The sequence below is a fragment of the Serratia sp. 22264 genome, from assembly GCF_052045345.1.
GTDB classification, from domain to species: domain Bacteria; phylum Pseudomonadota; class Gammaproteobacteria; order Enterobacterales; family Enterobacteriaceae; genus Serratia; species Serratia plymuthica.
This window is the reverse complement of record NZ_JBQEOY010000005.1, coordinates 281,723-302,348: the sequence shown is the minus strand read 5'-3', so window position 1 is coordinate 302,348 and position 20,626 is coordinate 281,723. Positions and strand designations below refer to the sequence as shown.

The following is a 20,626-nucleotide window of genomic DNA, read 5'->3' as shown; positions in this document are numbered from 1 at the left end:
CTCCCTATATCGCTGTGGTTGTGCAAAAAAGCGCTGACTAAAAGGTGTATGAGAAGCGTGCCAGTAGCTGGATCGGATCATCGGGCATCGGGTGCCCGGAGAGGATCCAGCCACGGCTGGCTTCTATGTCGAGAATTGCCCGCCGGTAACGCAGAGTGGCACCGGTACTCAGACCGGCGCTGCTTTGCCAGCCTGATGGCCGGTTGTCGCGCGGCAGGACCCGGCCGACGTCGGCGCCGACGCGCGGGGTAAGGGTGCTCTGGCCCAGGTTGACGCTGCGCGACAGGGTATTTTGCAGATACCAACCGTTGTCGCCGGACAGCGTGCTGCGGCTGAACCCGCGGATCGCACTGCGGTCGGTCAGGCTGAGCCATTCCACGCCAGGCAGGCTGTCGCGGCTGTATTGCCCATACAGCAGGTTGCTGAGCTGATAAGTTGAACCGGCAAGCTGCACACGTTGGCTGAGGTTGGCAAACAGTTTGCCCTTGGTGAATTGAGCGTCGGGTAGCCCGGCAGCGGCGTGGCGATCCGCGCCAAACCAGGGTAATCCCTGCTCCACACTGAGGTTGGCGCTGATCAGGCCGGTGGGCAGGATCTGCAGGTGGTTGATCCCCAGCTCAAACAGGCTGAGCGTTGGGCTATTGAGGCCGATGCGCACGGTGTCGAAATAGTTATCGATGCGTTTATGGGTGAGCTGGCCGTTGAGGGTGTTGATCTGATCGCGGTCGCGGTAAAAAACATAGTCGCCGCGCAGGCCGTATTGCTGAGTCTGGCCGTGCAGCTTATAGCGGTTGAACGTCAGCTGTTGATGGTTCACGTATTCCGAATAGCTGGCGAATCCGCTGAAGGTGAAAGCGCCATAGGGCAGGGAATAGAGCAGGGTGTAGGCGCGGTTATAGCGCTGCGCCGGGTTTGTCAGCGTGCTGGTGGCGTTCAGGCTGACGAAATCCGACAGGCCGAATGGGCTGTCCAGCGTGGCGGTCGTGCGCGCCAGCCACTGACCGGTCGTTTTTTGTCCATAATTGTCCGCCGTGGCGGTCAGTTGCCAGGGCTTGGCGTGCTGGTTATTCAGGCGAATAATAGAACCGCCCGTTTGGGTGCCGGGCAATATATCCAGCCGGGTTTTGTTTGATTGCAAACGATTGGCCTGATCCAATCCCTGATCGAGCTGAGTTAATTTCAAGGGCTTGCCTTCGAGCCCGGGGAATAATAATTGGCTATTCACCCAGCGGTCGCCGCCCTCTATTTTTTCGATAAACCCTTCGGTGACCCGCAGCCCTAATTCGCCATCGGCATTAGGGCGAATAAATTGCACGCGCGCGGTGATGTAGCCTTTATCAACGTATAAGCGGGTTAATTCACGCGTCAGTCGGTTAATGTCATTGCTGCTGATACAGCGTTGCGGCAGTGCGCTCAGCGCCGCCAAATCCTTCGCAGACAGCAGGGTGATCCCCTGTAAATACACGCCGGCGATCGGCAGGCACTGCGCAGAATGCGGTAGCGTCGGGGCTGCAGGCGCAGGTTCCGCCAACAATTGTTGCTGCTTGAGCTGCTGATAACGGCGCTGTTCTATCTGCTGATTCACTTCACGCGTGCTGTCTTGCAGGGCGCGACGTGATTCGCTCATCGGTGAAAAATCGCCCATTTCGGGCAGGGTAGCGGCGGGGAGTGCGGTGCTGAACAGCAGCGCCAGGGCGGCAGTTTTTTTAATCATTGTAATCCATTATGAGAAGCCGCCGGGGGCAGCCTGCTCAATCCATGAGGTCAATAACGGACGGCCGGCGGCCGGCCCGAAACAGCGAGCGACAATCACATTGCGGGGTTCTTTTATTGCTCTGGGCAAATAAGAAGGTGGGTTTTTATTCTTTCCAATAATAATTAGGCTGCTTGTTTTTATTTTTCGATGCATGCCCGTCAATTACCCCAAATGAGGTAATAAGACCCACTTGTTGGGTTTTTTCTTTTTCGCTCTTACTCCCGGTTATCGGCAGAATTAAGAAGAATCTGAATTTTATTTTGTCGGGGGATAATAAGGGATGGGGATAATTATGACAATCCAACCGGGAGGAAATACGAAATTTCGCAGAAGTGGAGCGGGGCGCAAATGGCTGCGCCCCGGAGTGAGATTATTTTTTCTTGATTGGTCGCCCGGACCAGTAACCTGCCAGCAGAGAGCCGGAGAGATTATGCCACACGGAGAACAGGGCACCTGGCAGCGCGGCCAGCGGTGAGAAGTAAATCTTGCCCAGCGTCGCCGCCAGCCCGGAGTTCTGCATGCCGACTTCAATAGCCAGCGTGCGGCAGGTGGATTCGTCGAAGCCGAACAGCTTGCCGCCCCAGTAGCCGCTCAGCAGCCCGATGCCGTTATGCAGGATCACCGCGATGATCACCACCAGCCCGACGGAGGCGATGTGGCTCTGGCTGCCTGCGACCACCGCGCTGATGATCGCCAGGATGCAGACCATCGACAGCGCCGGCAGGAACGGCTCAACGCGTTTGACGGTTTTGGTAAAGGTGTGATGCACGATCAGGCCGAGACCAATCGGGATCACGACGATCTGCAGGATGCTCAGCAGCATGCCCATGACATCGACGCTGATTTCGGTATCGACATACAGGCGGGTCAGCAGCGGCGTGGCGAATACGCCCACCAGCGTGGAGACCGCCGAAATGGTCACCGACAGCGCAACGTCTCCTTTTGCCAGATAGATCATCACGTTGGAAGCGGTACCGCTGGCGACGCTGCCGACCAGCACCATACCGGCGGAAAGATCCGGTGGCATATGGAACAGCATCGCCAGCAACCAGGCCGCCAGCGGCATGATCAGGTAATGCAGAAAGATGCCCGCAGCCACCGGCGCGGGGCGAGACAGCACGCGCTTGAAGTCATCCAGCCGCAGCGTGACGCCCATGGCGAACATGATCAGCATCAGCAGCGGGCTGACGTACGGGCCAATACCGGTGAAAGTGGTGGGCGTAGCGTAGGCGGCGGCGGCGAGCAGCACCGCCCACAGGGGGAATAATCGGGTTAGTAATGCCAGCATGAATGTGGTTTTCCTTAGCCAAAAAGAGAACTGTGGGATGGCGTTGTGTTTTTTGCGGGTTCAGCGTGCAGGACCCCTGCGAATGATGAACGGCCTTTTTTAGAAGTAGGGGCGCAGCCTGCTGCGCCCGCAATGGGATGAGATCCGGTTATTCGAACAGATTGTGGTGCAGAGTACGTACTACCTGTTCGGCGTCATCGCCCGGTACCAGGAAGCACAGGTTGTAGCTGCTGGCACCGTAGCAGATCATGCGGATATTGAACGGGTCAAGCACGCCGAACACCTCTTTGCCCACGCCGCAGGCCTGGGAAAGCTTGTTGCCGATTATCGCCACCAGCGCCAGGTTCTCCTCCACTTCTACCCGACACAGCGACGACAACTCGGTCAGTAGCGAGGTGGTCAGCAGGCTGCCGCCGGTGGAGGTGGAGCCGGTGGTGTCCATGGTCAGCGCCACGCTGACTTCGGAGGTGGTGATCAAATCCACCGAAATATTGTGGCGCGCCAGAATGCTGAACACTTCGGCCAGGAAACCGCGTGCGTGCAGCATATTGAGGCTGTGCAGCGTTAGCAGGGTTTGCTTGCGGCGCAATGCCAATGCACGGAACAGCGGCGGGTTTTTGGTGGTATTGCACACCAGGGTGCCGCCGGCGGACGGATCTTTGCTGGAACCGACAAACACCGGAATATCGCTGCGTACTGCCGGCAGCAGGGTCGCCGGGTGCAGCACTTTCGCGCCGAAGGTGGCCATTTCAGCCGCTTCTTCAAAGGTGATTCTGTCGATGCGCTTCGCCGTAGGGACAACGCGCGGGTCGGTGGTGTAGATGCCCGGCACGTCGGTCCAGATATCTACCCGGCTGACGTTCAGCGCTTCGCCCAACAGGGCGGCCGTGTAATCGCTGCCGCCGCGGCCCAGCGTGGTGGTGCGGCCCTTCGGTTCGCTGCCGATAAAGCCTTGAGTGACCACCAGCGCTTCCTGCAGGCGCGGCTTGAGCAGGGTTTGGGTGAGTTCGTGCAATGCGGCGCTGTCCGGCGTGGCGCGGCCGAAATGATCGTCGGTGTGCATCACTTTGCGCACGTCAAACCACTCAGCCTGCACGTTGCGGCTCCGCAGGATCTCAACGAAAAGCAGGGTGGACATCAGTTCGCCGTGGCTGACCAGCTCGTCGGTCAGCGCCGTAGAGGTCGCCAGCGCTGCCGCTTCGGACAGCATGGCGATGTTTTCCAGCATGCGGTCGATTTCGTCGCGGATCACCGCCGGCTTGTCGAGGCTGTCGAGAATGGCGTACTGGATGCGGCGGATTTCATCGAGCCGGGCGCTGCGTTTGTCGCCATCGCAGCCTTCAGCCAGCGCGACCAGCAGATTGGTGACGCCCGCCGAAGCGGACAGGACCACCAGGCGCACTTGCGGATTGGCGAGCACGACGTCGGCGCTGCGGTTCATGGCTGCATAGTCGGCGACGCTGGTGCCGCCGAATTTAGCCACAACGGTAGAATTTTGGGGTGCTGCTTGGTTCATGTAAAACCTCGTGTCAGGGTTGCCCTATTTTGAGAGCACTTTTTTCCATAGCCTTGGCACAAGGGGAGAGCGATAAACAGGGGGCAGACGTAGAGGTTGAAACTACGATACACCCAGAAGCGCCCCACCTTGCTGATTGCCCCTGCGGGGCAAACTTTGGTGACAACCCAGGGGATTCAGCCCCTGTAGCCGATACGATGAATGCCGTACATCACCCTACCTCGGCGTCGCTCCCCCTCAAGTGCCGTCATGGGAAAACGGCTCCTCTGACACTCTACCTGGGCGACGCGCCTCTTCTGGCTTGCGCACCGGGTGCGCAAGTAGGCTGATAGGAATAGCCGGTTATTGCGCTTGTGTCAACGGTCAGACGTTGAGGTATTTTCAATTTGCACTAGCGCTATCAGCGTGCAGGGTATGGCGGGGACAAAACCGGTGCCTATCGGTTGCAGCTTGCCGTCCTCGCGTTGACACAACAGCGGAATAACGCCCTGATGTTTTTCCAGATATTCCAGCCAGCCAAAGTTTTCGTTCAGCTTGGTGGCTTTGATGGTGGCGCCTTTGGCGATCAGGCTGCTTAACCGGCCGTAGGTAGCCTCTTGATTGAACAGGATTTCGTGCCGGCGGAAGCGCGAGCTTTCCGCGCTGTTGCCACGCCCTTTCAGCGGTGCGCCGGAGCGGATGGCGAAGACCTGTTCGTCACCGAAGATATGGCCGAAGTGGTACACCGCCAGCGCATTCTGATGGCGATTGGGCGAGAGCGCCAACACCTGCGCGGTATCGCTCAGATCGAGGTAGTTCTCGGCATGTTCGGAGTAAGCATGCCCATAATAGGCGGGAATGCCCTCCATCCGCGCCTGGCGGTAATATTCCCAACTGCTGTCGGTGACAAGCACCGGGATGTTCATTTTTATCAACGCCTGCGCCAGCATGCGCGCCACGCTGTTGGCACCGACGATCAGCACGCCACGCGGTTTTTGCTGCTGTACTCGCAGCCAGCGCGCCATCATGCCGCTGGTCAGGCTCTGCAACACCACGGTGCCGATGATGACGGCGAACACCACGGTCACCAGCCGATCGGCGCCCTGATAACCGCTGCGTTGCAATGTCAGGGCAAACAGCGAACTGACTGCGGCGGCGACGATGCCGCGTGGGGCGATCCAGCACAGCAGCAGGCGATCGCGCCAATGCAGTGAAGAACGCCAGGTCGACACCGCAATGCACAGCGGCCGGGCGATAAACTGTACCGCCAGCAGCAGGCCCAACAGCGGCCAGCCCATGTTCCACAGCGCATGAATATCCAGCCGCGCCGCCAGAATGATAAACAGCGCAGAAATCAGGATAGCCGACAGCTCTTCCTTGAATGCCAGAATGTCGCTGGTATCCACATCGCGCATATTGGCCAGCCAAATGCCCATCACCGTCACGGTCAACAGGCCGGATTCGTCGGCAATGGCGTTGGACACGCCAAAGGCGGTCAACATGATCGCCAGTACCGCCAGGTTTTGCAGGTAGCGCGGCAGCCAGACGCGGCGCAGCGCCAGCCCCAGCAGATAACCGAACAGCGCGCCGATCGCCAGGCCGACGGCGACGGTGATACCCAGCGTCCAGAACAGGTGGGTATAGGACTCCGAATGCTGCTTCAGCACGATAAATTCAAATACCAACAGGGTGAAGATAGCGCCAACCGGGTCGATCACTATCCCTTCCCAGCGCAGCACCTGGTTGATATTGGCATTGGGCCGCACCACGCGCATCAGCGGGGCTATCACCGTAGGCCCGGTCACCACCGTAACCGCGCCGATCAGCGCTGCCAGCTCGGGCGGAAAGTCCAGTAGCCACCAGCAGGCGACGCCGATCACCAGGAAGGTCATCAGCATGCCGATGGTCACCAGGTTACGCACCACGCCGCCCAAGCCGCGTATCTCCTCTACCCGCAGCGTCAGCGCGCCTTCAAATAAAATGATCGCCACCGACAGCGACACCAGCGGGAACAGCAGATCGCCGAACAGCGCGTCCGGCTGGACCAGATGCACCGCCGGCCCCAGCACGATGCCAAACAGCAGCAGCGGCAAAATGGCCGGCAGTCTCAACAGCCAGGCCAGCCATTGCGCCAGCAGTGAACTTAACCCGATGACAACCAACATCAGTGGGGCAGATAATTCCATGGCGGAGGTCCTTCTCGAATTGGTTATCAGCAACAATGGCACATTTCAGTGACAGTTCGGCAACCCCGATAACAGGCTGTTATCCAAAAGTATAGGGGAATGGCTGAAACGATGCAGGGGACGTTTGACAGTTAGCGCCTATCGCAAGAAAAGAGATCATAATCACGGTCGAACAGGCTACAATCGGGCAACCACGTCACATTTATTCTCAAGCCTAAGAGTGTTGCTATGAAAAATATCAATCCTAGTCAAACCGCTGCTTGGCAAGCCCTGCAGCAACATTTTGAACAGATGAAAGACGTCCGGATCAGCGATCTGTTCGCTCAGGACAAAGAGCGCTTCTCCCGCTTCTCGGCCACCTTCAACGATCAGATGCTGGTGGACTACTCAAAAAACCGCATTACCGCAGAAACGCTGGAGAAGCTGCAGGCACTGGCGAAAGAGACCGATCTGCAAAGCGCGATCAAATCGATGTTTGCCGGCGAGAAAATCAACCGTACCGAAGACCGTGCGGTACTGCACGTTGCCCTGCGCAACCGCAGCAACAGCCCGATTATCGTTGACGGCAAAGACGTGATGCCGGAAGTGAACGCGGTGCTGGCCAAGATGAAACAGTTCTGCGACCGCGTGATTGGCGGCGACTGGAAAGGTTACACCGGCAAAGCGATTACCGACGTGGTGAATATCGGTATCGGCGGTTCGGATCTCGGCCCTTATATGGCGACCGAAGCGCTGCGTCCTTACAAAAATCACCTGAATATGCATTTTGTCTCCAACGTTGACGGCACCCATATCGCCGAAACGCTCAAACCGCTGAACCCGGAAACCACGTTGTTCCTGGTGGCGTCCAAAACCTTCACCACTCAGGAAACCATGACCAACGCTCACAGTGCGCGCGACTGGTTCCTGAACACCGCCGGCGATCAAAAGCACGTGGCGAAACACTTTGCGGCACTGTCCACCAACAGCAAGGCGGTAGGTGAGTTTGGTATTGATACAGCCAATATGTTCGAGTTCTGGGACTGGGTCGGCGGCCGTTACTCGCTGTGGTCGGCGATTGGCCTGTCTATCGCGTTGTCGTTGGGCTATGAGAATTTCGAACAGCTGCTGAGCGGCGCGCACGAGATGGACAAACACTTCGCGCAAACGCCGGCGGAGCAAAACCTGCCGGTACTGCTGGCGCTGATCGGCATCTGGTACAACAATTTCTTCGGCGCAGAGACTGAAGCGATTTTGCCGTACGACCAGTACATGCACCGTTTTGCCGCTTACTTCCAGCAAGGCAATATGGAATCGAACGGTAAATACGTAGACCGTAACGGCAATCCGGTGGATTACCAGACGGGCCCAATCATCTGGGGCGAGCCGGGCACCAATGGCCAGCACGCGTTCTACCAACTGATTCACCAGGGCACCAAGCTGATTCCTTGCGACTTTATCGCGCCGGCCATCAGCCACAACCCGCTGAGCGACCACCACGCTAAATTGCTGTCGAACTTCTTCGCGCAGACCGAGGCGCTGGCGTTCGGCAAGTCGTTGGAAGTGGTGGAAGAAGAGTTCGCCGCCCAGGGCAAGACTGCGGAAGAAGTCAAACACGTGGCGCCGTTCAAGGTGTTTGAAGGCAACCGCCCGACCAACTCCATCCTGCTGCGTGAGATCACGCCGTTCAGCCTGGGCAGCCTGATTGCGCTGTATGAACACAAAATCTTCACCCAGGGCGCGATCCTGAACATCTTCACTTTCGACCAGTGGGGCGTAGAGCTGGGCAAACAGCTGGCTAACCGCATCCTGCCGGAGCTGGCGGGTAACGAGAAAGTCAGCAGCCACGACAGCTCAACCAACGCGCTGATCAACCGCTTTAAAGAATGGCGTTAATAGCTGTATCCGATTGATGCCAACAAAAAACCCGCCGCGGCGGGTTTTTTTACATCTGGATGCTGATGCTTACAGATTGATAGGCACTTCGAAGCTGATGCCTGCGCCCACGTCATCGGCTTTGCTGGCATTGTTATCGGTATACCACAGGCTGGTATCAAACTTGAGCTGGGAATCCAGGGTATAACCCCAGCCGAGCTGAATGCCTTTCAGCGTGTCGGATTTCGGGAACGCCTGGTTGATTGACTGGCTGTTCGGGTTCACTTTGGCGTACACCAAACGGGTGCTCCAGCGTTGGCTGTCATCCAGCACCAGCTCTACACGGCCGGACAACATTTGGCCATCGCCGCCCATCGCGTGGCCCAGCGGATAACCCTGCTGATAGTAGCCGCCTTTGTAGATGTAATGGTTATACACATAGTTTTTGCGGTTCATATCGGCGCGGGTATCAGCCCCTTCGATAGACCAGTTGATGGTGGTCGTGCCCCATTCAGGGTGCCCTTCCAGCCCCAGTAAATAGGTGTTTTGTGAAGGCAACATACCTGCTTCATCTTCACCCACCAACTGACCATACAAGCTTACCGGCAGGCCAATCAGCGGCTGCATTTTCAGCTTGAAATCGAAGCCGGCAAGCTGGTTGCCCGGATCGTTGCCGTTGCCAGAGTCATCGTTATCCTTGCCGGCAAACGCATTCCAGAAAGAACTCCAGGACTGAGGCCGGCCTTCACCACCCCATTGCATGATGCGCGAGGCGCCCAACTCCACGAAGTCGGTCGGCATCATGGTGAAACGACCGCCAATCAACTTGGTATGGGGAACTGCAGCATATTGCGACAGCTGGCCTGCGGTCAGCTGGTACTGCCAGCGGCCAATCCAAGACAGCCAAGGCGTTTCAAACGGAGACTGGTCGGCGCGTTGCAGCATAAAGCCGGCCACCGGGCGAGCGGCGTCGGAGCGAATCAGGCTGCCGTCGTAACCTGGGCCCCACCATTGGGAGACTTCACCGAAGGACAGCCATTGGTTCCAGATTTTTACTGCACCGTAGGAGCCATTCAGGTTGAATTTTGAACCGTCGCTGACGCGTTGATCGCCCTCGACAGAACCCTGGACGCGCACGTCCCAGAACTCGCCGTTGGCACCTGCGCCGATAGTCAGGCGGTCATCAGCATATTCATTCTGGCCGAAGCCCTGTGGGGTGCCGGGTTTGTCGGTAGAGGCGTAACCGCTGACGCGAATATTGGCTTTCAGGGCATCGACACGGCGCTGAACACGGTCAATGACGCTTTTCTCGGTACTGGTTACCGGCTTGGCTTGTGAAATAACCGAGCTGATTTCTTCCTGGCTCAACGGCCAGGTGGACAAGCTGACGTTAATCACGCCGCGATCGGACAACCAGGCAAGATCGTTACGCAGATCGTTATCAGGAGTGACCAGGCCGGCGGCGTGGCCGGTTAATGCACAGGTAAACAGGCCCGCCGCGACCAGTCCGTTAAGTTTAGCGCGCATAAAGAATTCCCTTGTTAATTCGAGGTTATTAGTTTTATGTAAAGATCTATGTCCCATCATAGTTGACATTTCAATTTGCTACAAATATATCAACCAGAAATGTCCTAATGTAACCTTTTGAATTAAATTGAGTTTAATGAGATTTCATTGAGGATATAAATTTTAAGATAATGCCTATGTTAGGATGCGCGGATAATTTTAGCGGTATTTAAGGGGGGTTCTTATGGCGAAAACATCGCGCTCGATAATGATTGCGAAGGGGTTACAGCGGGTGCTGAACGTCGGGCTGCTGCTGCTGGCGGCGATCCTGATCGTTTTTTTGGTGAAAGAAACTATTCACTTGGCGAAAGTCTTGTTTGTAAACAGCGAGGAATCATCGTCTTATCTGTTGATCGAAGGCATCGTGATTTACTTCCTGTATTTTGAGTTCATCGCCTTGATCGTCAAGTATTTTGAATCGGGATATCATTTTCCGCTGCGCTATTTCATCTATATCGGCATTACCGCGATTATTCGTTTGATCATAGTGGATCATAAAAACCCATTCGATACATTGATTTATGCCGGAGCGATATTGCTGTTGGTCGTGACTCTCTATTTGGCTAACACCGACCGCTTAAAACGCGAATAAATACCCTTCATACTTGAAGCTGCAGCAGCGTTAGCTGCACGTGTGCACCCCAGTCACTTACCTGAGTAAGCTCCTGGGGATTTACACGTTTGCCGCCTTGCTGCAACTCCAATTATTTTGGGTATGCTATAAAAATGGCGGCCCCTAGGGCCGCCGAAGACACAGGTATTGATCGGAAAGAACTGAAGTACATCAAGCGCATTGCAGTGGCAAAAACCTTAACCTTTCACCCCGCCGGCCGTCAGGCCACCCACCAACCAGCGCTGAGCCAGCAGGAATACGGCGGTAATTGGAATGGCCGACAACACCGCCGCAGCGGCAAAGTCGCCCCATAAATAGTTTTGCGGGTTCAGATATTGCTGCATCCCTACCGCCAGCGTGTAGCTGTTGACGTCGCGCAGCAGCAAAGACGCCACCGGCACCTCGGTAATCGCGGCGATAAACGACAGAATAAACACCACCGCCAAAATCGGCACCGACAGCGGCAGCAGCACCAGGCGGAAGGCCTGCCACGGGCTGGCGCCATCCAGCGCTGCCGCTTCCTCCAGCGAATTGTCGATGGTTTCGAAGTAGCCCTTGATGGTCCAGACGTGCAGCGCAATGCCGCCCATATAGGCGAAGATCACCCCGCCGTGGGTGTTCAGGCCGATAAACGGAATGTACTGGCCCAGGCGATCGAACAACGCATACAGCGCCACCAGCGACAGCACCGCCGGGAACATCTGGAAAATCAGCATGCTTTTCAATAACGTACTTTTACCGCGAAAGCGCATGCGGGCAAAGGCATAGGCGCAGGTGGTGGACAGCGTGACGATGCCGATGGCGGTGATCACCGCGATCTTAATCGAGTTCCACAACCACAGCAGCACCGGGAACGGCGGCGGGGTGACGCTGCCATCGGCGTGCGTCACGCTCATGCCGAGCGCCAAGCGCCAGTGATCCCACGAAATCTGTTCCGGTATCAGGCTGCCGGTAGCAAAGTTGCCGGAGCGCAGTGAAATCGTCACCACCATCAGCAGCGGGAACATAATCAGGGCAATAAAGCACAGCATCAGGGTGTGAGTCATCCACAGGCGCAGGCGCTGGGATTTGGGTTGGACCATAGCCATTATTTTTCTCCCTAGTCGAAGTTCATCTTGCTGGCTTTAAGGTTCAGGATCGCCAGGGCACCTACCAGCAGGAAGATCAGCGTGGCAATCGCGGCCGCCAGACCAAAGTCCTGCCCGCCGCCGCCTTCAAAGGCGATGCGGTAGGTGTAGCTGACCAGCAGGTCGGTATAACCGGCCGGCGTGGTAGTACCGATCATGTCCGGCCCGCCGTTGGTCAACAGCTGAATCAAGACGAAGTTGTTAAAGTTAAAGGCGAAACTGGCAATCATCAGCGGCGTCAGCGGCTTGATCAACAGCGGGAGAGTGATGCGGAAAAAGTTCTGCATCGGGGTGGCGCCGTCCATTGCCGAGGCTTCGTACAGATCGTCGGGGATCGCTTTCAACAGCCCCATGCACAGGATCATCATGTACGGATAACCCAGCCAGGTGTTGACGATCAGAATCATGCTTTTGGCGGTAATAGGATCGCTGAACCAGGCCGGCTTGATGCCGAACAGGTGGCTGAGCATCATGTTGATTTCACCGAAGCTTTGGTTAAACAACCCCTTGAAAATCAGAATCGAAATAAACGACGGCACCGCGTAGGGCAGTATCAGCATGACGCGGTACACCGCTTTGCCTTTCAGCGCTTCCCACTGCACCACGCAGGCCAGCACCATGCCCACGGCCACGGTGAGGATCACGGTCATCACCGAGAACACGATGGTCCAGATAAAGATCGACACAAAGGGTTTTTTGATGCCTTCATCCTGCAAAACGCGCAGGAAGTTTTTCCAGCCGATGGTGACGGTATATCCCGGGCTAAGGGTTTCTTTGGCCCAGTTGCCGTCGGCAGTCAGTGCCTGATAGAAACCAATGTCCGGGTTCGGCCGGTATTGAATATGGGTCTGTTGGTCGGTCAGCACCTTGCTGTCTTTATCCAGCAGGTACAGCGGAGAGGTGCCGGAAAACTGGCGCAGTGAACTCATGCGCAGCTCGCCGCCTTCCGGTAACTGCGCTACCAGTTGGCTCAGGGCCTGGCGGTTCTGAGTAATCACCCGCAGTGTGGCGCGTTCGCCTGTCGGCTCGGCGTTTTCCGCCGTCAGTTTCAGCGTTTGCGGCGCGTTGGCGTTAAAGCTGAACGGCCCGGAAATCAGCTGTTGGCCGCTGTCAGGGTGGGTTAACTGCAGACGCCATTGTTGGTTTTCCGCCGGATACAGGCCGAAGGTAAAGGTCTTGCCGGTCTGGAACTGACGTTGCATCAGAACCGACTGGGCGCGCTCAAAGGTGAGCTGGTTGGTGCTGCTGTAGTTGGTAAAGGCGATGGCGATGGTGCAAATCAGCGGAAACAGGACAAACAGCCCCATGCCGGCGATGCCCGGATAGACGTAGCGCCAGGCGTAAGCGCGGCGGTTGGCGAAGACGTAAAGCCCGGCACTGACCAGAATCAGCGTCAGAATGGCAAACAGGTATTCACCCTGTGCATACATCAACACAATCAGGTAGCAGGTAACCAGACTGAACAGGCCGATCACCAGCCATTTCAGTACGTCACTCTGCCACCACTTCGACTTCTTGCGCGCAGGCGACCCGGCGTGAGCTAATTGCATAGGGCGTTCCTTTCTGTAGATCAACAGCGGGGCGCTTCTCCCCTTCATACTTGAAGTTACACCTTTGTGGGCTGCGTCCGCTCACCCCGGTCACATAGCTATCTATGCTCCCGGGGATGTGCGTACTTGCCGTCGCGGTGTAACTCCAATTATTTTGGGGATGCTAATCCCGCACAGCGTCGTTTGTTACTTGGTAATACGGGTTTTCACGTCGTCCAGCGCGGCTTTCACCGTCTGGCGGCCGCTGACGGCGTTGATCACCGCACTGCGTTCGGCGTACCAGAAGGCGCTCATCTGCGGGATATTCGGCATGATTTCGCCGGTTTGCGAGTTTGCCATGGTGGCGGCAATCTTCGGATCTTTCGCCAGTTGTTCCTGATATGACTTCAGCGCCACGGCACCCAGCGGTTTGTCTTTATTGACGTCCGCCAAGCCTTCGTTGGTCAGCAGGTAGTTTTCCAGGAATTCGGTCGCCAGCTCTTTGTTCGGGCTGGCGGCGTTGATCCCGGCGGTCAGCACGCCGACGAAGGGTTTGGACGCCTTGCCTTTGAAGGTCGGCAGCAGGGTTACGCCGTAATTGATTTTGCTTTGCTCGATGTTTGCCCACGCCCAAGGACCGTTAATGGTCATTGCGGTCTGGCCTTTGTTGAACGCCGCTTCGGCAATCGAGTAATCGGTGTCGGCATTGATGTGTTTGTTTTTCACCAGATCGACGATGAACTGCAGGCCGGCCTGCGAACCGGCGTTGGCGACGCCGACATCCTTGATGTTGTACTTGCCGTTCTCATACTTGAAGGCATAACCGCCGTCGGCGGCAATAATCGGCCAGGTGAAGTAGGGTTCTTGCAGGTTCCACATGATGGCGCTCTTGCCTTTGGCGCGCAGCTCTTTGTCCAGCGCCGGGATCTCTTCCCAGGTTTTAGGCGCGTCTTTGATCAGATCTTTGTTATAAATCAGCGACAGCGCTTCTACCGCGATCGGGTAGCCAATCAGCTTGCCGTCATAACGCACCGCGTCCCAGGTGAACGGGAACAGCTTGTCCTGGAAGGCTTTGGAAGGGTGGATCTCGGCCAGCAGGCCGGACTGCGCGTAGCCGCCAAAGCGGTCATGAGCCCAGAAGATGATATCCGGGCCGTCGCCGGTGGCGGCTACCTGCGGATATTTTTCTTCCAGTTTGTCCGGGTGCTCAATGGTGACTTTGATGCCGGTGTCTTTCTCAAACTTTTTGCCGACTTCGGCCAGGCCGTTATAGCCTTTATCGCCGTTGATCCAGATAACCAGTTTCCCTTCCTCGATCTTGGCGAAGGCGGAAGAGGAAAGCACCAAGGTGGTCAGAGCGGAAAGCACCAGCGTACGGGCGGTGGTAAAGCTGCGAGTCATAATCCAATCCTTCTTTTTTGTGGGCACGTAAATCAAGGAGAGAGGTTTCGCAGTAATAGTGGGTCACAAAGCGACACATTCTCATCCTCCCCCCCTCTACGCCCCACGCCTGCGGAGTGTGATCCAGTTAACGTTGCGCCCTATTCTGTGGGGGAAGACACAAAATAGGGTGACGATTTTTGCCAAACGGATCACAGATTTGCTTTTAGCGTTGAACTTCTCGCCGCGACGGTCGTTCTCTCATCCTCCCATCTCCTCCCCCATGAAAAATCTTGTTACGGATGATTACCCCCTGTGGGGATTCCCGCACTATCGGCCACATTGATTTTCCATCGTCACGTGCAGCAGGGAACCGGATTTATGTCGCTAATGCCTACCGTCGCTCAACCCACCTTGTACCGGATCCATCCGGTCAGTTTCCGTGATGGAAACGGGGACGGCGTGGGTGACGTACACGGCATGGTTTCGGCGCTGCCTTATCTGAATACGCTGTCGATCGATGGGCTGGTATTGCCGTATGAGCTGTCGGCGCAAGCCGCGGCTGCGGTCGCCGCTCAGGGGCTGGGGTTGTGGTACTGCGACGGGCAAAGCCCTGTCCGGCACTCTGTCGCCCGGCAGCATTACGTCCGCAGCCCGTTGGCGCTGGAGGTCATGCCCTTCAGCATCGAGCGGCTGGTTGAGGTATTGCATGCTCGCCGCGCCACGCTGGCGGACAGCCTGTGGAGCACCGGCGATGCCGACCAGCCACGGGTGGTCAGCCATTGGGGACAGGGGAATTTACGCTCCGCCGATGCGTTTTTGACGCTGCTGGCGATGTTGCCTGCGCCTGTCTGCTTGTATCAGGGCGAGGAACTTGGCCTGCCGCACGCCGCCGGCCTGCAGGATCCGCTTGGCGCGCAAACGCCGATGCCGTGGCACGAGGCGCCGGAACAGGTGACTGCCGGTGAGATCCATTGGTATCAGCAGGTAGCGATAGAGCACCGCGCACTGGCGATTAGTCGTCAACAGCATGACAGCCAATCCACTTTACGTTACTGCCAGTCGCTTTTGGCGCTGCGTCGCTTGCCGGTGATCCAGCGCGGTGAGCTGAGCGCAGTCAGCCAAAAGAACGGTGTGATTCGTTTACTTATTACCCATCAGGATCAATGCCTTGAAGCGCTGATTAATCTGCAGCCTTATACTCAGGCGGCCGCGCCGTCTGAGGCGACCTTGCCACTGGCATGGCAGCACGGCGCGCAGCAAGAGGGTCATCAATGGGTTTTGGCGGGTTTTGCGTCCGCCATTTTTACACGAAATGTTAACTGCGAAAGCAGGGGAGTAACGCATGGCTAGCGTCACACTGCGCAGCGTTTATAAGGCCTTCGGCGAAGCTGTGATTTCCAAAGACGTCAATCTGACCATCGATGACGGTGAGTTTGTGGTGTTTGTCGGGCCATCGGGCTGCGGCAAATCGACGCTGCTGCGCATGATCGCCGGGCTGGAGGACATTACCTCCGGTGACCTGCTGATCGGCGATAAACGCATGAATGAAGTGCCGCCGTCTGAGCGCGGCATCGGCATGGTGTTCCAGTCTTATGCCCTGTACCCGCATCTGTCCGTCGCCGACAACATGTCGTTCGGTCTGAAGCTGGCGGGCGCCAAGAAAGCGGAGATCAGCCAGCGGGTGAATCAGGTGTCGGAAGTGTTGCAACTGGCTCACTTGCTCGACAGGCGCCCCAAAGCGCTGTCCGGCGGGCAGCGTCAGCGGGTAGCGATCGGCCGTACGCTGGTGGCGGAACCCGATGTGTTCCTGCTCGACGAGCCGCTGTCGAACCTCGACGCCGCGCTGCGGGTGCAGATGCGCATCGAGATTTCCCGCCTGCATAAACGCCTGCAGCGCACCATGATTTACGTCACTCACGATCAGGTGGAAGCGATGACGCTGGCCGACAAGATCGTGGTGCTGGACGCCGGGCGAGTTGCCCAGGTCGGCAAGCCGCTGGAGCTGTATCACTATCCGGCCAACCGCTTTGTCGCCGGTTTTATCGGCTCGCCAAAAATGAATTTCCTGCCGGTCAAAGTGACCGCCGCAGAGCCGCAACAGGTGCAGGTCGAACTGCCTAACCGCCAGCTGGTATGGCTGCCGGTGGAAGGTACGCAGGTTCAGGCCGGCGCGAACATGTCTCTGGGCATCCGCCCGGAACATCTGCTGCCCAGCAATGCCTCTGAAGTTCAGCTTTCAGGGGACGTACAGGTGGTGGAGCAACTCGGTAACGAGACGCAAATCCACATCCAAATCCCGGCAATTCGTCAGAACCTGGTTTACCGCCAGAACGACGTGGTGCTGGTAGAAGAAGGTGCAACATTCGCTATAGGCCTGCCGCCTCACCGCTGCCATCTGTTCCGTGAAGACGGTACGGCATGTAAACGGCTGCACCAGGAGCCGGGCGTTTAAAGCATCACAGTCTGTATAACAGGAGAATAATGATGACTACTCTGCGCAAACTTCCTCTGGCACTGGCAATCGCCGCAGGTGTGCTGACCACCCAGGCAATGGCCGTTGATTTTAAAGGCTATGCACGTTCCGGCATCGGCTGGACCGGCAGCGGCGGTGAGCAACAGTGCTTCCAGGCCACCGGCGCCTCGAGCAAATACCGTCTCGGTAACGAATGTGAAACCTACGCTGAATTGAAGCTGGGTCAGGAAGTGTGGAAAGAAGGGGATAAAAGCTTCTACTTCGATACCAACCTGGCTTATTCCGTTTCACAACGTTCCGACTGGGAAGACGTGACTCCGGGCTTCCGTGAAGTGAACGTGCAGGGTAAAAACCTGATCGAATGGCTGCCTGGTTCCACCATGTGGGCCGGTAAGCGCTTCTATCAGCGTCATGATGTTCATATGATCGACTTCTACTACTGGGATATCTCTGGCCCGGGCGCCGGTCTGGAAAACATCGATCTGGGCTTCGGCAAGCTGTCTGCCGCCGTGACCCGCAACTCCGAATCCGGTGGCTCCTACGGCTACCTGGATAATGAGTGGGATCAACGCCCAACCGTCAACGATACCTTCGACGTGCGCCTGGCCGGTCTGGAGCTGAACCCGGGCGGCACGCTGGAACTCGGCGTGGACTACGGTCGAGCCAATGTGCAGGACGGTTACAGCCTGGCTGATGGCGCCAGCAAAGACGGCTGGATGTTCACTGCGGAACATACCCAGAGCATCCTGAGCGGCTACAACAAGTTCGTGCTGCAATACGCCACCGACTCGATGACTTCGCAAAACAACGGCCGCAATCAGGGCGCCACCATCGACAATAACGGCAAGTTGATCCGCGTGCTGGATCATGGCGCCATCGACTTCAACGATAAATGGGCGCTGATGTACGTCGGCATGTTCCAGGATATCGATCGCGACAACAACAACGGCACCACCTGGTACACCGTGGGCGTGCGCCCGATGTACAAATGGACGCCAATCATGAGCACCTTGCTGGAAGCCGGTTACGACAACGTGAAATCCCAGCGCACCGGCGATCGCAACGGCCAATACAAAGTCACCCTGGCGCAACAGTGGCAGGCGGGCAACAGCATCTGGTCACGTCCGGCTATCCGCGTATTCGCCACCTACGCCAAGTGGGATGAGAAATGGGGCTACGCCAACAGCGATTCCGGCGCCGGTTACACCTCGGGTACCGCTTATAACGACACCAGCGTACACACCTTCAGCCGCGGCAATGACGATGAAGTCACCTTCGGCGCCCAGATGGAAATCTGGTGGTAATGACAGGACGGGGAGAGCCTTGTGCTCTCCCCAACATGTATTCGCCGACGCCGGCTCTCTTGCCTGACCTGCATCGGCGCTGATAGAGGGTATAACAATGAAAAAGAATCTGCTGTCACTCTGCTTGTCACTGGCGCTGAGCCTTGGTGCGCCATTGGCGGCCAATGCCGATACGCCGGCCAATGTTTCTGTTGCCCCGGCCATCAGCGCCGCCACGCTGCAAAGCCTGCCATGGCAACCGCTGGTGCCGCCGGTCAGCCAGGAAGTGAAACTGGATAACGTCAGCCCGCAACTCAATCAGGGCGATATTCAGGGCGCCATTGCCGCCTATACGCTGCCGGCCGATCGCGGTTCGCTGGAAGTTACGCTGAGCAGCATCAGCAAGAATAATTCGATTTACGCGCCAAGCGTGTTGGTGCTGGATGAGCATCTGCGCCCGGCGGCTTATTACCCGAGCAGCTACTTCCCGTATCAGCCGCCGGGGGCGATGTCCTCCGATCGCCTCGAGGGCACGCTGAAGCTGACCCCGGCGCTCGGTCAAAAACAGATTTACATGTTGGTGTACACCACCCGCCAGGATCTGGCCAAAACCACCCAGTTGACCAACCCGGCCAAGGCCTATGCCGCCGGCGTGGGTAACGCGGTGCCGGATATCCCGGACCCGATCGCCAGCCACAGCACCGGCGGGACGCTCAAGCTGAAGGTGACCGCTGAACAGGGTTCCGGCAACGTGATGATCGGTATGCTGCAACCGGCGCCGGCCGCTGCACCGGTGGTGGTGGGGTCAACCGCGCCGGCCACGGTGGCACCTGCCGCGGCGCCGGCCAAGCCTTCGGAGCCGATGCTGAACGACACCGAAAGCTACTTCAATAACAGCATCAGGCAGGCGGTGAAGGCGGGCGATATCGATAAAGCGCTGAAACTGATGAATGAGGCTGAAAGACTGGGTTCCACCACAGCGCGTGAAACGTTTATTGGCAGCGTGAAAGGCAAGGGGTAGTACCCGACGCTGCCGATGCTGGCTCGATGATTGGTGCGCCTCGGCGCACCTTTTTTCATGCGCGGGCCAGCGTTTCGCCAATCAGCGCCAGCAGACGGGCGTTATCTACCTGCTCCATCACCCGTATCGGTTTGCCCTGCGGCTCCGGCATGCCGACCGTCAACCGCAGGCCGTCCGGTCGCCAGCGGCGAGAGCTGCCGCGCGTCATGGCGCCTTCCAATGCTACATCCACATAATACTCCGCGGTGGTCACCAACTGCGGCTCAAGCAGCCAGGCAATCACCAACGCATCGTGGATCCAGCAACCCGGCAGGTGGCGGGTCTGGCGCGAGTAATGGATCCAGGGTTGGGTAGTGGCCCGCAGATAGCGGCACAGCGGCGTATCCGGCTGCGTCATGCGCGCCAGACTCGCCTGGGTGAGCATGGTTTGCGTAGTGACGTCCAGAGGCGCAAGCGTGATGTTGGCGCCGCTGGTCAGCACCTGTCGGGCGGCTTCAGGATCGAGACCGAAATTGGTGTCCTTGAGGTAACCCTCCACGTTGAATACCCCGCCCATAATCACGATTTCCTTCACCGCCTGCGCCATCTGCGGGTAGAGCTGCAGAGCATGGGCGACATTGGTCAGCGGGCCTATCGCCGCCAGCGTGATTTCACCCGGGTTATTGCAGATCAGTTCGCCGAGGGCCACGGCGGCGTTTGGCGTGACGATCGCCGCCGTGTGCGGGTAAGGGACGTTATGCCACAGGGCGGCCAAATCCTGCCGGGTAATCGCCCGGTCAAGGTGGGCGCGCCAGGGTTCCGGCGGTTCGATCAATGCGCAGGCGGCTCCGGCCACGACCGGCACCTGGTAGCCGGTTTGCAGCAGCAGGTGGTTGGCCACGGCAAAGCCGACGTCGCGCGGCGTATTGCCCGCTACGATGCTGATCAACTCCAGCGAGATTTGCGGTCTGGCCGCCAGCGCCAATGCCAGCGCCAGCCCGTCGTCCACGTTGGCGCCGGGAACGCCGTTGCCGGGATCGCAATCAATAATCAAACGCATAACGGTTACCTGA

At 57.6% G+C, this 20,626-nt stretch carries 15 protein-coding genes and 1 riboswitch; of the genes, 6 read left to right on the top strand and 9 right to left on the bottom strand.

Annotated elements, in window-relative coordinates; genetic code table 11:
- Positions 1-37: 37 nt before the first annotated feature.
- From ACTJJ1_RS18730 to ACTJJ1_RS18715, 4 genes are all read right to left on the bottom strand, one after another.
- A complete protein-coding gene (locus tag ACTJJ1_RS18730; protein WP_440834810.1) occupies positions 38-1,714 on the bottom strand; it encodes a ShlB/FhaC/HecB family hemolysin secretion/activation protein in 1,677 nt (558 codons plus the stop codon).
- Between the two features lie 412 nt (positions 1,715-2,126).
- A complete protein-coding gene (gene panS, locus ACTJJ1_RS18725) occupies positions 2,127-3,044 on the bottom strand; it encodes a ketopantoate/pantoate/pantothenate transporter PanS (protein WP_440834809.1) in 918 nt (305 codons plus the stop codon).
- Positions 3,045-3,192: 148 nt separating this feature from the next.
- Positions 3,193-4,560, bottom strand: a complete 1,368-nt coding sequence (lysC, locus tag ACTJJ1_RS18720) for a lysine-sensitive aspartokinase 3 (protein ID WP_004948843.1) — start codon at positions 4,558-4,560, stop codon at positions 3,193-3,195.
- A gap of 109 nt (positions 4,561-4,669) precedes the next feature.
- Positions 4,670-4,864, bottom strand: a riboswitch (Lysine riboswitch).
- Positions 4,865-4,916: 52 nt separating this feature from the next.
- On the bottom strand, positions 4,917-6,725 hold the full coding sequence (locus ACTJJ1_RS18715; protein ID WP_004948840.1) for a cation:proton antiporter: 1,809 nt from the start codon (positions 6,723-6,725) through the stop codon (positions 4,917-4,919).
- Positions 6,726-6,953: 228 nt separating this feature from the next.
- Between ACTJJ1_RS18715 and pgi the strand changes: the two genes are divergently transcribed.
- A complete protein-coding gene (gene pgi, locus ACTJJ1_RS18710) occupies positions 6,954-8,600 on the top strand; it encodes a glucose-6-phosphate isomerase (protein ID WP_006328370.1) in 1,647 nt (548 codons plus the stop codon).
- 69 nt (positions 8,601-8,669) lie between these two features.
- Here pgi and ACTJJ1_RS18705 read toward each other — a convergent pair whose 3' ends face one another.
- Positions 8,670-10,106 carry a capsule assembly Wzi family protein gene (locus ACTJJ1_RS18705; protein WP_004948834.1) on the bottom strand — a complete coding sequence of 479 codons (1,437 nt, stop codon included), beginning with the start codon at positions 10,104-10,106 and terminating at the stop codon, positions 8,670-8,672.
- Between the two features lie 223 nt (positions 10,107-10,329).
- Between ACTJJ1_RS18705 and psiE the strand changes: the two genes are divergently transcribed.
- On the top strand, positions 10,330-10,737 hold the full coding sequence (gene psiE / locus ACTJJ1_RS18700) for a phosphate-starvation-inducible protein PsiE (protein ID WP_004948831.1): 408 nt from the start codon (positions 10,330-10,332) through the stop codon (positions 10,735-10,737).
- 218 nt (positions 10,738-10,955) lie between these two features.
- On the opposite strand, the gene malG is transcribed toward psiE, so the two are convergent.
- The 3 genes from malG to malE all read right to left on the bottom strand — a co-directional run bounded on the left by malG (position 10,956) and on the right by malE (position 14,815).
- The gene (gene malG, locus ACTJJ1_RS18695; RefSeq protein WP_004948829.1) at positions 10,956-11,846 is read right to left on the bottom strand and encodes a maltose ABC transporter permease MalG; all 891 of its coding nucleotides are present in this window, start codon (positions 11,844-11,846) and stop codon (positions 10,956-10,958) included.
- Between the two features lie 11 nt (positions 11,847-11,857).
- Positions 11,858-13,435 (bottom strand): maltose ABC transporter permease MalF, encoded by a 1,578-nt coding sequence (malF, locus tag ACTJJ1_RS18690; protein ID WP_440834805.1) that lies wholly within the window; start codon positions 13,433-13,435, stop codon positions 11,858-11,860.
- A gap of 186 nt (positions 13,436-13,621) precedes the next feature.
- Positions 13,622-14,815, bottom strand: coding sequence for a maltose/maltodextrin ABC transporter substrate-binding protein MalE (malE, locus tag ACTJJ1_RS18685; RefSeq protein WP_004948823.1), 1,194 nt, complete (start codon positions 14,813-14,815; stop codon positions 13,622-13,624).
- 360 nt (positions 14,816-15,175) lie between these two features.
- Here malE and ACTJJ1_RS18680 point away from each other — a divergent pair, with 360 nt between their 5' ends.
- The 4 genes from ACTJJ1_RS18680 to malM all read left to right on the top strand — a co-directional run bounded on the left by ACTJJ1_RS18680 (position 15,176) and on the right by malM (position 19,574).
- Positions 15,176-16,147 carry an alpha-amylase family glycosyl hydrolase gene (locus tag ACTJJ1_RS18680; protein ID WP_440834803.1) on the top strand — a complete coding sequence of 324 codons (972 nt, stop codon included), beginning with the start codon at positions 15,176-15,178 and terminating at the stop codon, positions 16,145-16,147.
- Entirely contained in the window at positions 16,140-17,249 is a 1,110-nt protein-coding gene (malK, locus tag ACTJJ1_RS18675) for a maltose/maltodextrin ABC transporter ATP-binding protein MalK (protein ID WP_004948818.1), read from the top strand. The genes ACTJJ1_RS18680 and malK overlap by 8 nt, the downstream gene beginning before the upstream one ends.
- Positions 17,250-17,281: 32 nt before the next feature.
- Positions 17,282-18,574 carry a maltoporin gene (locus ACTJJ1_RS18670; protein ID WP_037431838.1) on the top strand — a complete coding sequence of 431 codons (1,293 nt, stop codon included), beginning with the start codon at positions 17,282-17,284 and terminating at the stop codon, positions 18,572-18,574.
- A gap of 97 nt (positions 18,575-18,671) precedes the next feature.
- A complete protein-coding gene (gene malM / locus ACTJJ1_RS18665; RefSeq protein ID WP_004948814.1) occupies positions 18,672-19,574 on the top strand; it encodes a maltose operon protein MalM in 903 nt (300 codons plus the stop codon).
- Between the two features lie 55 nt (positions 19,575-19,629).
- On the opposite strand, the gene ACTJJ1_RS18660 is transcribed toward malM, so the two are convergent.
- Positions 19,630-20,613, bottom strand: a complete 984-nt coding sequence (locus ACTJJ1_RS18660) for a nucleoside hydrolase (RefSeq protein ID WP_440834800.1) — start codon at positions 20,611-20,613, stop codon at positions 19,630-19,632.
- Between the last annotated feature and the right edge of the window lie 13 nt (positions 20,614-20,626).

Excerpts from the sequence above, each read along its gene's own strand:
- malE (WP_004948823.1), bottom strand. The coding sequence starts at position 14,815 with ATGACTCGCAGCTTTACCACCGCCCGTACGCTGGTGCTTTCCGCTCTG.
- lysC (WP_004948843.1), bottom strand. The coding sequence starts at position 4,560 with ATGAACCAAGCAGCACCCCAAAATTCTACCGTTGTGGCTAAATTCGGC.
- pgi (WP_006328370.1), top strand. The coding sequence starts at position 6,954 with ATGAAAAATATCAATCCTAGTCAAACCGCTGCTTGGCAAGCCCTGCAG.
- ACTJJ1_RS18730 (WP_440834810.1), bottom strand. The coding sequence starts at position 1,714 with ATGATTAAAAAAACTGCCGCCCTGGCGCTGCTGTTCAGCACCGCACTC.
- ACTJJ1_RS18670 (WP_037431838.1), top strand. The coding sequence starts at position 17,282 with ATGACTACTCTGCGCAAACTTCCTCTGGCACTGGCAATCGCCGCAGGT.
- malK (WP_004948818.1), top strand. The coding sequence starts at position 16,140 with ATGGCTAGCGTCACACTGCGCAGCGTTTATAAGGCCTTCGGCGAAGCT.
- ACTJJ1_RS18680 (WP_440834803.1), top strand. The coding sequence starts at position 15,176 with ATGTCGCTAATGCCTACCGTCGCTCAACCCACCTTGTACCGGATCCAT.
- psiE (WP_004948831.1), top strand. The coding sequence starts at position 10,330 with ATGGCGAAAACATCGCGCTCGATAATGATTGCGAAGGGGTTACAGCGG.
- ACTJJ1_RS18705 (WP_004948834.1), bottom strand. The coding sequence starts at position 10,106 with ATGCGCGCTAAACTTAACGGACTGGTCGCGGCGGGCCTGTTTACCTGT.
- malF (WP_440834805.1), bottom strand. The coding sequence starts at position 13,435 with ATGCAATTAGCTCACGCCGGGTCGCCTGCGCGCAAGAAGTCGAAGTGG.
- malM (WP_004948814.1), top strand. The coding sequence starts at position 18,672 with ATGAAAAAGAATCTGCTGTCACTCTGCTTGTCACTGGCGCTGAGCCTT.
- ACTJJ1_RS18715 (WP_004948840.1), bottom strand. The coding sequence starts at position 6,725 with ATGGAATTATCTGCCCCACTGATGTTGGTTGTCATCGGGTTAAGTTCA.
- malG (WP_004948829.1), bottom strand. The coding sequence starts at position 11,846 with ATGGCTATGGTCCAACCCAAATCCCAGCGCCTGCGCCTGTGGATGACT.
- ACTJJ1_RS18660 (WP_440834800.1), bottom strand. The coding sequence starts at position 20,613 with ATGCGTTTGATTATTGATTGCGATCCCGGCAACGGCGTTCCCGGCGCC.
- panS (WP_440834809.1), bottom strand. The coding sequence starts at position 3,044 with ATGCTGGCATTACTAACCCGATTATTCCCCCTGTGGGCGGTGCTGCTC.